This is a genomic window from Paenibacillus sp. FSL R7-0340 (genome assembly GCF_038002205.1).
GTDB lineage: Bacteria > Bacillota > Bacilli > Paenibacillales > Paenibacillaceae > Paenibacillus > Paenibacillus polymyxa_B.
Genome location: NZ_JBBOBY010000001.1, coordinates 4,144,193 through 4,156,717, shown reverse-complemented (window position 1 = coordinate 4,156,717; position 12,525 = coordinate 4,144,193). Strand labels below are relative to the sequence as shown.

The following is a 12,525-nucleotide window of genomic DNA, read 5'->3' as shown; positions in this document are numbered from 1 at the left end:
TCATAATGTTAATATACATAACAAAAGAGGGTTTTCGACTTAAGTGATAACAGATCATTTGTAAGAAATCTATCTATTTAGCATCTAATTTTGGTAGAATAGGTTCAAAGTATAATCAAATCCGCATTAAAACTGACATCACGAGTATGCTTAGTGTTGAGCGAAGCCCTATAGAGAGGGTCATGAAAGCATTAGGCGGCAGGGGGAGGACATGATGCGAAAGAGCTGGTACAGGAGATTGCTTTTTTCCTATTTCCCGATTTTTATGTTAACGGTGTCGATCCTCATTTTTTTATCCTTCCTGATTGTAAACGAAATATCGCGCAATGAAACTGGAAAGGCGAATCGGATTACAACCGGATTTGTGCTGGACAGTGTGGAGAAGTCGCTGACAAAGGTAGAAATGGACGTATTAAGCGAGGCGGAGACGAACAAGAGCTACAGTTCTTTTCTGAATGGGCAGGCGCAAAGTGGCAGCACGATGCTGTATGGGCTGGTTGGAAGCCTACGCGCGCTTAAGGATAATCATGAACTGGTACATTCCGTTTATATTTATCGAACGAAGGATCACACGGTGTTAACGAGAAGTGGACTTCAGGATGCTTCGACATTCGGTGATTATCCGTATATTGAGCAGGCTCTTCGGTCGGAGGATCGGCAGTGGTCACCTGTGCGGGAATGGACGGAGCCGGGAACACATACGTCAGAACGTGTAATTTCGATGCATAAGCGCCTCCCGTTGCCTTTTGGAGGACAAGGGCTGCTGGTAATCAATATCGGTGTGTATCCGTTGCAGCAAATGATTGGTCAAATGACGAATCCGACAGTTTCCTATCTGGTGATTAATGATGCTAGCGGTCAAGCCATTTATCCAGCTGCATCCGGTACAAAAGATGCTGTAAAAGCAGAGGACGGGCAGCAACTGACTCATCTGATGTCCCCCCGGCTGGGATGGAGTTTTGAAAGTGGTATTCGTGCCGGACAGTTGTTCGAGTGGGTGTCTGTTATCTCTTACGTCTGGATTGTAGTTGGATTGGCTGTTGTTATATTAGCGGTGATCTACATTATTTATGTGACCCGCAGAAATTACAGGCCAATTCAGCTGATGATGCAGCGTATTCAACAACTGCCCAGCCGTCCGGGTGAGGAAAACAACAAGGACGAGCTGTGGATGATTGATCATGCGTTGCAAAGTCTGATTCGGCAAACGATTGATTATGAACAGCAGGAGCATGCGAATATACTCATTCGGCGGCGGCAGCTGTTCCTTGATCTTATGGAAGGTACAGGCACCGAAACGGTAGAGCTTCGGCTGAATGATCTTTCTCCTTTTGCGGATGGCGGGAAGAGAGGTGTTACTCTGGTTTATGCTGTCATGGTGGTAGAGTTGCACGATCTGGATCTGCCACAGACAGCAGACGGTAGCAGACGTTTAGAGGATCATGGGGGCGAAGATCAGCGTTTAAGCCTGTCGTTGCTTGGCGTGGTACAGGAACTAGCAGCTACCTATGGATGGCAGGGCTGGGCAGAATGGATGAGTCGTAAAAGAATTTCCATTTTATTGCGGAAAGAGGTAGATGATGGGGAAGGCTTACTGGGTGTGAAGCTGCAAGAAATGGCACAAACAGGCTGTGAGTGGCTGCATGGGCATCTGGGTGTACAGCTCACGATTGGGATAGGTGGCCAGATTCACGAGTTGGAACATATTCAGGATTCTTATCGGTCCGCCATTTCTGCCCTACGGTACCGGTTAACGCTGGGAGTGCGTGATATTGTGACCAGTGATCAGGTTCCGCAGGCCAATGACATTCCATTATACTCCTATTTGCCGCTGATTTCGGAGACGATTCGTTCTTTTCGGCTGGCGAGCCACGATTGGCGTGTACAGCTGGAAGGACTATTTGGGGCAATGGAAACAGACAAGCTGAAGGATGGGGATATTTTAACGGTAATGCGGTGGATGCAAGAACTGCTGCAACGGGAAATGCGTGAGATGAAGGATGTATCGGGGGCGCTGGATCGTTATTTTAACGGACCGGAAGCAGAAAGATGGAAATGTGAGGTCGAGTCTGCTTCTTCATTGGCTGTGATGCATACGCTAATGCTGGAGCACATGACCACTGTGTATCGGACTTACGTTGCCGCCAGTGAAACCAAAAGCTACCGGGCTATGGTTAGCGAAATGAAGCAATATATTGAAGAGCACTATACGAATCCGGATTTATCGTTAAATCATTTGAGTGAACGTTTTGATGTGTCACCTAAATATGCTAGTCATCTATTTAAAACAGAATTTGATATGAAATTCGTCGATTTTTTGACCCGGCTCCGTATGAATCATGCCCAGCAAATGCTGTGTAACACGACCGAGACGGTTCAGCATATTGCGACTCAGGTTGGTTATGCCAATTCGATTACCTTTGGGCGGGTATTTAAGCGGGTAGTCGGCGTAACGCCGGGAGATTATCGCAAACTGAGATTAAAACCGGAGGATTCATTAACAGGGGGAGCGCTATAGGCGCTCGCCTTTTTTGTTTTTTTCATTAAAAGGGGGAGTAAAGCGCGTCAGTTTATGGGGCGGAATTTAGTTTATTGCGGCACAGGTGTTCAAATGCGATACTTATGTCCATATCTTGAACCTACAGGGCGTCAACAGCCGATGTATTGGCAGGCATGATGGCGAACCGGAATGACGGAGGATGGCTATGGCGGACATGTATGTACAAAAGCAACACAGGGATGAGCCGAAGGCTTCCGGCTGGGCCGCAGGCATTGATGTTGGCGGGACGAAGACGCTGATCTGTATCGGCACAGCGGAGCGGCAAGTAGTGGTGAGGCATAAATTTCCGACAGTTCATACGAAGGATGCCCATTTTTTCTTTGAGAGTCTGTTTGAGGAGCTGGACCATTGTCTGAAGCAGGAAGGCTTGTCGCTGGCACAGTTAAAAGGCATAGGTATCGGTTTCCCTGGTGTGGTGGATAACGATAGCGGAACGATTACCCACGCCCCGGCAATTCCATGGAGTGTTCAAGATCGTATACATGGCGACAGTACGCATGGCGGTAATGCGCATGAAAGTATACGATCTATCGTTGCACACCGATACAGTGGTCGCTTAGTGCTGGATAATGATGTGAATATGGCTGCTTTGGGAGAACAATGGTTAGGGGCAGCTCGGGGATTACGGCATGTGATGATGATAACGGTGGGAACAGGTATCGGTTGTGGCCTTATTTTAAATGGAGAGATGTATAAGGGAGCCGCAGGCGGAGCAGGTGAAATGGCTTATTGGATTGCAGGCGAGGAACAGGCACGGCAAGCAGCAAAACAGAAAGGGACGGATGAGTTCGGTGTGTTCGAATCTTTAACATCGGGGACGGCAATAACGCGCAGTGTAAAATCAGCACTCGCCTCTGGCATACCAGGTACACACATGATCCGGCTAGCAGGAGGAAACAGGGACGAGGTAGGGGCGAGACATGTATTGCAAGCGGCGTCCGAAGGGGATGTAGAAGCACAGATGATTTTAGAGCCTGCACTAGTGCATATGGCGATGGCTTTGACGAATGTGATCAGCCTGCTGAACCCGGAAATGATCGTTGTAGGTGGCGGTGTAGCAGAAGGTAACACGTATTATTTGGATGAAATTCGGCAAAGAGTAGCCTTATGGACGGATATTCCTTGTACTATTGTACCTGCTGGTCTAGGTAATGAAGCCGGGGCCATCGGAGCATTGGCTACGATTCTGGACAACTCGGTACGCTAAACAACAGGGAGGTTTCCAGATGGTAGGCTCACAAATGCTGAAGCTACGAAGCTTCTATTTGTTTATTGGCTTGGCAGGGGGCATGTTTAATCCATATTTGACACTACTGCTGGTTCAGAATGGATTGACGAGCAGCAGTGTCGGTGTTCTGATGGCAATTGGTACGCTGGTATCCATTTTGGTTCAGCCGATATGGGGAATTATTGTGGATCAATATCGTCAAATGCGGCTGGTGCTCATTTTGAGTGTAGCGGTTCCGGGAATTATGGCTGTATGTTATCAGTCGGAGCGTTTTGTTCTGATGGCGCTTGTGTATTCCACTATGGCAATATTTACGGCAACGCAGGCGCCGATTGCGGATTCCTATGCGATTGTGGCGGCCAAGAAGGCAGGAACGACCTATGGCAGTATACGATTTATGGCGAGTATAGGCAATGCGGTGGGCGGTTACGCCGGGGGGCTATTTGTATCGCTGTTATCTGTGACTATGATGTGGGTACCTTTTTTGGTGCTGAACAGTCTTGCGGCCCTGACGGCGCTGGCGTTGCCGAAAAATACGGAGGAGGATCTCGTGCTGCGCAAATCGTTTTCGGACGGCATTGGTCAATTGATACGCAACAGGACATTTTTAATATTTTTGGGGGGCAGTTTTTTAGTAAATCAGACGTTAACTGCATTCAACACCTATTTTGTATTGGCCTTTAAGATGTCGGGAGGACTTACGAGCTTGGTCGGGGTTGCTCTGCTGATTGCGTCCATTACGAATGTCCCCTCCATGCTGCTCGCTTCACGAGTGATTCGAAAGATTGGGTTAGAGAGAACTCTTTTGCTAGGGGCAGTCGCTTATATGATTCGATGGGGAATTCAATTAGCTTTTCCCGACCCTACCGTTATGATTGCTGTGCAGGTGCTGCACGGATTGTCATTTGGTTTTTTCTACATCGCAGCGGTCGAGTATGTTTCACATGTAACTGAAAAGGATATGCAAGCGACCGGACAAAGCGTGTTCAATATGGTATTTGCCGGGCTGGCAGGGATTGTAGGTAATTTGTTAAATGGCTTTCTTCTTCACGCTGGAGGGCCGCAATTAATGAACCTGGCGTGTCTGATCAGCGCAACCTTGGGGGCATTAATGATGGTTTATGTATCACGTAGCCGTAAGGATGGGAAAACAGGGAAGGTACGCAAGCTATCCATGAGCCTCCCTTCAGAGACTTCACAGTAGGAGCAGTGACGTTAGTATTTCATTGATTGTGAGCATCGAATCCCTGATGAGGGTGAGGATGCTCTTTTTTTTCGTGCGAAAAACTTTTAAATCACGTGATATGGAACTATAGCTCACACAAAACGAACAAAGAAAATGGTTTATTCACAGGAAAATAGTGATTTTTAATAAGAGTAAGCGCTTCATCATGTTCAGTAATCGCTTTCAATCAACCGGTTTATGATTGGGAAACTAGTTTATTGTCAGTTTTCCTGCGGTCATGTCATACTAAGGCACATCCCGGACCAAAAGGGACAGACTCATGCCGATGCATGAAATGTCATAACCTCCTCCTCAGAAGAGGCGACGAACGGGAAAAGCAGACAAAGGGGTGTTCAGGAATGAGTGGGAATAAGGCTGGAGGAACATTGAAGAAGCTTCGTCTGCTGCTTGCAGCTACGGTTGCACTGTCGGTTGTATTGAGCGGATGCTCGTCGGGTGAGGCGGACAAGGCTTCGACCGCTACCGGAAACAAGGGTGGTTCATTGAAGGTTGAAATTTTTGACAGAGGCAATACACCTCAGGGCTATACCATTACTGACAGCTATTTAACCCGATATGCAAAAGAAAACTTTGGCAAACCCAACGATATTGATCTGACGTACGTGCCCGTTCAGCGCTCCGAAGAAGTTACCAAGCTGAATGTTCTGATGGCTAGCGGTGGTGATGTACCTGATATCGTGTTCACTTATGATTCCGGAACCTTTGAACGGTATGCGGAGCAGGGTGGACTGACAGACTTGACCCCTCTGCTGAATGAGTACGGCCCAAATCTTAAAAAATTCCTCGGTGAAGATACGCTCAGCTACGGTCAGGTGGGGGGCAAGCAGTTCGCCATTCCCGGCAAACGTACCATCTTAGGGAAATATTCCTCTTTTATTCGTCAGGATTGGCTCGATACGCTGAATATGCCTGTTCCTAAAACGACAGACGAACTATACAACACGCTAAAAGCGTTCAAGGAAAAAGACCCCGGCAAGACCGGCGGTAAGGTCGTTCCGCTGGGGATGACGATGGAGCCGGGGCAATATGATCCGCTGTTGTGGTCTTTTATTAAGCCAGTGACAGATGAGCAGAAATATACGCTAACCCAAGAGCTGGGTTCCCGTGACTATCCAATCCTGCTACCTGGATTCAAGGATGGAGTTCAGTTTATGAACAAGCTTTACAATGAGAATCTGATCAGCAAGGACTTTGGTCTGGATAAGGACAAAAAACAGCTGACTCAGGATATTCAAAGCGGAAATACCGGTTTTTTCAGTGAAGATTACGACAACATCTATTATAACGACTCCGCCTATCCGAATCTGTTGGCTAACCAGTCCGCAGCGAAGCTGACTCCAATGGACCCTTATACCAACAGTGAGGGTAAGCACGCCAAGCCAGAATTTGCATCCAATGGACTCTACATTATGGTACCTAAATCCAGTGAGCATGCGATTGAGGCGATCAAGTATCTCGACTGGATGTCTTCCGAGAAGGTGCTGCTTGATATGCAAAATGGTGTGGAAGGCGAGAACTATACCTTGAAAGACGGAATTCCAGTTGCCAAGGAGAAACCGACACAAGAAGCGCAGGATCGTATCTATAATCAGGGTGATGTGGTCATTATTGCGAATGGCAAGATTGCAGGAGACGATAACAAAAACAAGGAAGCCTTTGTTTTGGGCATGCCGTCCCAATTCCAGGAGGATGTTCGCAAGGCGATGGATATTTCCAACACGGACACAATTTCACCAGTGAAATTTGACCATCCGATTAAAGCCGAGTCCAAATACAGTAACTCATTGCTGGATAAGTTTGACGAAATGGTCGTTAAATCCGTGATGGTGCCTCCGGCGCAGTTTGATGCAACATTCGAAGCGGCGTTGAAGGATTATATGGTGAGCGGTGGTCAAGCGATATTGGATGAGCGTACCGAAGCTTATAAGGCCATGACAGGCAAGTAAGAAGGCGGAAAGTAAAGGAGGAGACAGCGCATGAAAGGGAACGTTTACTTCCGCAGATATTGGCAATTATACGCGTTGCTTGTGCTGCCCCTGGCCTACTTCATTGTGTTCAAATATGGTCCGATGTGGGGCGTACAGATCGCGTTTAAGGATTTTAACTTTTTTCAGGGAATTACAGGGAGTGAGTGGATCGGGTTCGATGCGTTTAGAGAAGTGTTTCGTATGGACGATTTTTATCGAACGCTGCGCAATACCATCGTCCTAAATCTGCTTGATTTGCTGGTATCTTTTCCAGCACCTTTAATCTTGGCGATTTTGCTCTATGAAATGAAAGTAGTCTGGTTTAAAAAGCTGTCACAAACGATTTTGTACGTTCCCCATTTTATTTCGTGGGTGATTATTGGCGGGATTGTGTACCAGGTGTTTGGTACGCAGTCCGGCATGATCAACAATGTGCTTACTTCGCTCGGGTTTCAGGCGATTCCATTTTTGACAGATAAAAATGACTGGGTACTCACCTACCTGCTGACAGGGGTGTGGCAAAGTGCAGGCTGGGGAACGATTTTGTACCTCGCTGCCTTGACTGGGATTAACCGGGAATTGTTCGAAGCTGCCGAGGTAGATGGTGCAGGACGCATGAAAAGAATTTGGTACATTACGATCCCTGGCATGAAAACGACAATTGCTACGCTGCTTATCATTAATTTGGGTAATATGATCACTATTGGCTTTGATCGTCCTTATGTAATTGGAAATGTGGCGGTTCGAGATTATTCCGATGTACTTAGCACGTTCGTGTATCGCATCGGGATGGAATCCGGGCAATATACGCTGGCAACGGTGGTAGGCCTGTTCCAAGCTGTGGTTGGTCTCATCTTCGTATTAGGAGCTAACTATGCCTCCAAGAAACTGACAGATGAAAGTATTATGTAAGGGGAAAGGAGCTGACATCTGATGAGTGAACGTACTGCAAATCGCACCTTTGATATCGTAACCACCGTGTTGGTGGCTGTGGCTGTACTACTGTGCTTGGCCCCGTTTATTCACATTTTGTCTATTTCCTTTAGCTCGAACCGGGCCATTACATCCGGGGAAGTTACTTTGTTCCCAGTAGAGTTCAATTTGAAGGCATACGGAAAGGTCTTTTCTGATATGAGCATGATCCGTTCGCTCGGGTTTACAGTTATGCTGACGCTGATCACGACAGTGCTGAGTATGTTAATGACAATTATCGCAGCATATCCATTAACAAAGAAACACCTAAGAGGTCGTAAAACGATTATGTTCATTATTGTAGTAACGATGTTTTTCAGCGGCGGCATCATTCCTGAATACATTCTGGTGCGCGACTTACATTTGTTGAATAATATGTGGTCCCTTATTTTACCAGGTCTGATCAGCCCGTTTTATCTGATTATTTTGATTTCCTTTTTTAATGGGATTCCAGAAAGCTTGGGAGAAGCAGCAGAAATCGATGGCAGCAGCCAGTTCGGCACTTTGCTTCGGATTGTACTGCCGCTGTCCCTGCCTGTGCTGGCGACATTAAGCCTGTTTTACGGTGTAGGCCGTTGGAACGGATTTCAGGATACGCTGATGTATATTCAAACCCCCGACTTGTTCCCGTTACAGCTCAAGCTGTATCAAATGATTCAAAATAATATGGTATCCGAGCTAACCAGGCTGGAAGGAGCCAGTGGCGCGAGAATTACGCCTGAAGGGTTGAAGGCAGCAAGTGTCATTTTTGCAACGGTTCCAATTCTGCTAGTGTATCCGTGGCTGCAAAGATATTTTGTCAGCGGCGTGATGGTGGGAGCGGTGAAAGGGTGATGATAATGAAGGCGAAGGGGGAATATTCCTTTTCCACCTGTTGGAATATTAAAAAGCATACGGTCGGCCGAGAACTTGTAGAGGAAATCCGTCAGTTGGGCTTTAGCAGGGTGGAGTTGAACTATAACATTACCCGGGAAATGCTGACGACGATTGAGCCTATGATTGAGCGGGGAGAAATCGGCATATCGAGTGTGCATAATACATTTCCTCATACACCAGACCCGGATTACGGCACGGATTCCGTTCTGCTCGGGTTTGACGATGAAAGCAAGCGACAACGTGCGATAGAGCTGTTGGTGCAATCTGCGGAATATGCGCATCGTTATGGTGCAAAAGCGGTAGTTGTGCATCCCGGAGAGGTTCCATTTCCATATGATATCAGTGAGGAACTAGAGGATATTTTCAATGAGCAGGGCAGGGATTCTGCTGCTTATCAAACGTTGTGGGGCCAAATGCTGGAGCGTCGGAATTCACTGAGTGGGCACTATGTACAACGCATCCGTGATAGTCTGGAAGAGGTGTGTGACCGCATCGCATCCAAGGGATATGATGTAGCCATTGGCATTGAAACGCGTTCACGTTGCTATCAGATGCCTACGTTGCAGGAGGCAAAGACGATTATAGATCGTTTGAAGGGTGCACCTGTCTATCTGTGGTATGACATTGGACACGGTATGATTATGGACCGAATGGGACTGTACGACAACGCCAAGGAAGCCAATGAAATGATCGACTATATTCTTGGTGTTCATATTCATGAAACCATTGGATTATCTGATCACTGGTGCCCTTATATTCATAGCGGTGATCTGGAGTTCTTTGATCGTTTCGTGAATATTATCCGGCAGGCCCCTATTAAGGTTTATGAGCTGAAAGCAGCTTGTCAGCCGGAGGATATTGAACGTAGCCATGAGTTGCTGACAAGTAAGATAGCGAAGCTTCAGCCGCAAGGATGATAAACGATTATGGATATTACAGGGGTTGAGAGGAATGTATAGTAAAATCGTAGCGATCAACGATGCCTGGGTAAAACCAGGTATGGACCATCAGGTACTGGATGCTGACAGCCGTTATTACGGCGGAGTGACTGATGATGAGAATGGAATCGCCTGGCCTAATCATTCGGTTGGTACTCCTGCCGCAATGGCGATCTGGGCGGCAGCGCTCGTCAATCCGGATTCTGCATATTATCGGAATGAGGATGTACTCATCCGACTGGAGCTGGCTGCGCAGTACATGCTACGTGTGCAGCATGAGGACGGTTCTATTTCACCGGGCTGGACCAATTTTCACTCGCCACCGGATACAGCGTTCGTGGTGGTAGGCTACGCCCAGGTCTATCAGCTGCTGGTTGGTGACGACTGGCTGGAGTTGCGTCGGGTGACTGATGCGATCTACTTGTTTCTGGAGCGGACGATTCCGGTCATGCTGACCGGAGGTTGCCATACGCCAAATCACCGTTGGGTATTGTGTGCTGCGCTGGGATTTCTACATGAGCTGTTTGATCTGCCCGAGGCGCTCGTGCGGGCTGAGGCTTGGCTAGCCGAAGGGCTGGACGGGACACCAGATGGCGAATGGACGGAGCGCAGCAACGGAATTTATAATGCCGTTAGCGATATTATGCTGATTCATGCTGCCCGATTATTAAAACTGCCGGAGCTACTAGAGTCGGTGCGCCGTAATTTACGCATGATGGTGTACCTTGTCCATCCTGATGGCGAAGTGGTCACAGAGTATTCAGGGAGACAGGATTTTGGGGTGATCATGAACTTATCTTCTTATCTTCTACCATATGCCATGCTGGCTACAGAGGATGAGGACGCTATATTTGAAGCGATGGCTGTCGCCGCTATTCAAGTCATGGATCATCCTGGCGGTGCTCCTATCAATGCGGCTGTGCGCTTTTTACTAGATCCGCGTTTGCAAACTCGTAAAGTATCGCCAGCTACATTACCTGTCACCTATAACCAACTACTGAACGGAGACTTCCCAAGGGCTGACTATCTGAGTCGAATGGATGAGGCAGGCCATCACCAGCAGATTTATCATAGCCGACTGCATACGGACTTTGGAGCGCCAGTCGTTCGATATCGGCAGGAGGATACCAGTGCCACACTGATGACCGAGGCTTCATCATTCCTATCGTTGCGGCACGGAGATGCACGATTATTGGCGGTTCAGGCTGCATCGTATTTCTCGCCTGGTTTTGTACCCATGCAGAAGCTGACAGCTCACGAACATGGTTGGACTCTGTCGGGCACACAGGTCAAAGGTTATTATGGCCCTGTAGCGGCCTTAGATCTGCCGCCTACCTCGGAGGAGGAAGTCAGTCCGTGGTACTTGCTTCCGCATCACAAACGGCCATTAACCCATGAACAAAAGCATGAAATTCGGGTCGATGTGGATCGTCAGGGTGATGTGTGGACGCTTCGTTTTCGCTCAGAGGGTCCAGTAGATTGCATGACACAGATTCGTTTTATTTTTGGGCGCGAAGGACGCTTCACTTGCGGGGAATACAGGCTGGTTAACGAAACGGTTCAATGTTGGACTGGCGGTATGGCGCGCTATGAATCTGGGAATGCGTGGTTTGAGCTGCTGGGAACAACCGTAGAGCATAAGGCTAATTCGGTAAGGGGAGCCACTCTCCCCATGGATTGCCATACATTGCTGGTTAATTGGGTGACTCCGTTTGATCATACGATCCGCATTCGTATGTCGCCTTTACCTGTGAGTGAAGTCTAAAACACAGTAAGCATCTATTTTTCGGGGATGAGGTCAATTCCCGGAGAACGGATGTTTTTTTATGTTCATTTATGCCGGGGTAGAGCGCTTCCATTGAGCTTGAAGCCATTGTGGTGTACACTGTCCAGAACAGGTGTAAATTGGAACGTCAGGAAGGCAGGACGGTTACAAGGAGGAAAGACACATATGTATGCCCGTTTAAGATCGTTAAATTATCCACTAAAACTCTATGTTTTTTTAGCACTGGCCTTATGCTCCGTAATCAGTACATTGTGGATCATTAACGTGCGACTGCCCTCAGGGGGCCGCCCTTATCTTTTTATTTGGTGGAATATGATGTTGGCCTGGATTCCTATGCTGTTGACGCTACTGCTTGATGTAATGTACAGCTCGTGGAGGCGGGGAACAAGGACATTTTTACTCTGGGTTACGGGGGCGGCATGGCTTTTCTTTTATCCCAATACACCCTATTTGATCACAGATTTGCTGCATGTATTCGCCAGATATCCATTTCTCGGGGAGCAACGTTTCTGGGGAAATCCGTACTTTTGGAATCATGTACTGGGAATGCTGCTGGTAGCCGTACTTGGCCTGACAATGGGTTTTGTATCGCTCGAATCCGTACGACAATTGGTACAGCGTGCACGTGGTGGGCTTGTTAGTTGGCTGTTTATGTTGGCGGTACTCTTGTTGAGTAGCCTGGGTATTTACATTGGCCGTTTCTTTCGAGGGAACACATGGGATATTGTTTCTGCGCCCTCTCAACTGTATGCACAAGTATCTTCCATATGGGCAGACTCCTTGCAACGTACTCATTTTGTGGAGTTTAGTGGGATGGTATTCGTCATTTTGCTCGTCAGCTATGTATCCACGATGTGCGTAGTCTGGATGGGGAACAACCGCCAGGACGAATGGCGTCGCTGGTGATTTGATTGCAGCTGAGTGGCTGGATATCATCAAAAAATGTAAAAAC

Annotated in this window: 9 protein-coding genes; all 9 read left to right on the top strand. The window is 47.7% G+C overall.

Translation table 11 applies throughout. The annotated features are described in order from the left end of the window. Positions 1-211: 211 nt before the first annotated feature. The 9 genes from MKX59_RS18175 to MKX59_RS18135 all read left to right on the top strand — a co-directional run bounded on the left by MKX59_RS18175 (position 212) and on the right by MKX59_RS18135 (position 12,479). Positions 212-2,518 (top strand): helix-turn-helix domain-containing protein, encoded by a 2,307-nt coding sequence (locus MKX59_RS18175; protein ID WP_340858688.1) that lies wholly within the window; start codon positions 212-214, stop codon positions 2,516-2,518. Between the two features lie 187 nt (positions 2,519-2,705). After that, the gene (locus tag MKX59_RS18170; protein WP_028542782.1) at positions 2,706-3,767 is read left to right on the top strand and encodes an ROK family protein; all 1,062 of its coding nucleotides are present in this window, start codon (positions 2,706-2,708) and stop codon (positions 3,765-3,767) included. Between the two features lie 19 nt (positions 3,768-3,786). Beyond that, positions 3,787-4,992, top strand: coding sequence for an MFS transporter (locus MKX59_RS18165; RefSeq protein WP_023988092.1), 1,206 nt, complete (start codon positions 3,787-3,789; stop codon positions 4,990-4,992). A gap of 380 nt (positions 4,993-5,372) precedes the next feature. After that, positions 5,373-6,980, top strand: a complete 1,608-nt coding sequence (locus MKX59_RS18160; protein ID WP_028542781.1) for an extracellular solute-binding protein — start codon at positions 5,373-5,375, stop codon at positions 6,978-6,980. A gap of 30 nt (positions 6,981-7,010) precedes the next feature. Continuing rightward, positions 7,011-7,913, top strand: coding sequence for an ABC transporter permease (locus tag MKX59_RS18155; protein ID WP_025721738.1), 903 nt, complete (start codon positions 7,011-7,013; stop codon positions 7,911-7,913). Between the two features lie 21 nt (positions 7,914-7,934). Then, entirely contained in the window at positions 7,935-8,807 is an 873-nt protein-coding gene (locus tag MKX59_RS18150) for a carbohydrate ABC transporter permease (RefSeq protein WP_103744386.1), read from the top strand. After that, the gene (locus MKX59_RS18145; protein WP_034095012.1) at positions 8,807-9,766 is read left to right on the top strand and encodes a sugar phosphate isomerase/epimerase family protein; all 960 of its coding nucleotides are present in this window, start codon (positions 8,807-8,809) and stop codon (positions 9,764-9,766) included. The genes MKX59_RS18150 and MKX59_RS18145 overlap by 1 nt, the downstream gene beginning before the upstream one ends. 34 nt (positions 9,767-9,800) lie before the next feature. Continuing rightward, on the top strand, positions 9,801-11,552 hold the full coding sequence (locus MKX59_RS18140) for a hypothetical protein (protein ID WP_071558912.1): 1,752 nt from the start codon (positions 9,801-9,803) through the stop codon (positions 11,550-11,552). Between the two features lie 186 nt (positions 11,553-11,738). Next, the gene (locus MKX59_RS18135; protein WP_069080066.1) at positions 11,739-12,479 is read left to right on the top strand and encodes a DUF1361 domain-containing protein; all 741 of its coding nucleotides are present in this window, start codon (positions 11,739-11,741) and stop codon (positions 12,477-12,479) included. Positions 12,480-12,525 lie beyond the last annotated feature (46 nt).

Coding starts and splice junctions, on each gene's coding strand:
- MKX59_RS18160 (WP_028542781.1), top strand. CDS start 5,373: ATGAGTGGGAATAAGGCTGGAGGAACATTGAAGAAGCTTCGTCTGCTG.
- MKX59_RS18135 (WP_069080066.1), top strand. CDS start 11,739: ATGTATGCCCGTTTAAGATCGTTAAATTATCCACTAAAACTCTATGTT.
- MKX59_RS18165 (WP_023988092.1), top strand. CDS start 3,787: ATGGTAGGCTCACAAATGCTGAAGCTACGAAGCTTCTATTTGTTTATT.
- MKX59_RS18145 (WP_034095012.1), top strand. CDS start 8,807: ATGATAATGAAGGCGAAGGGGGAATATTCCTTTTCCACCTGTTGGAAT.
- MKX59_RS18150 (WP_103744386.1), top strand. CDS start 7,935: ATGAGTGAACGTACTGCAAATCGCACCTTTGATATCGTAACCACCGTG.
- MKX59_RS18175 (WP_340858688.1), top strand. CDS start 212: ATGATGCGAAAGAGCTGGTACAGGAGATTGCTTTTTTCCTATTTCCCG.
- MKX59_RS18170 (WP_028542782.1), top strand. CDS start 2,706: ATGGCGGACATGTATGTACAAAAGCAACACAGGGATGAGCCGAAGGCT.
- MKX59_RS18140 (WP_071558912.1), top strand. CDS start 9,801: ATGTATAGTAAAATCGTAGCGATCAACGATGCCTGGGTAAAACCAGGT.
- MKX59_RS18155 (WP_025721738.1), top strand. CDS start 7,011: ATGAAAGGGAACGTTTACTTCCGCAGATATTGGCAATTATACGCGTTG.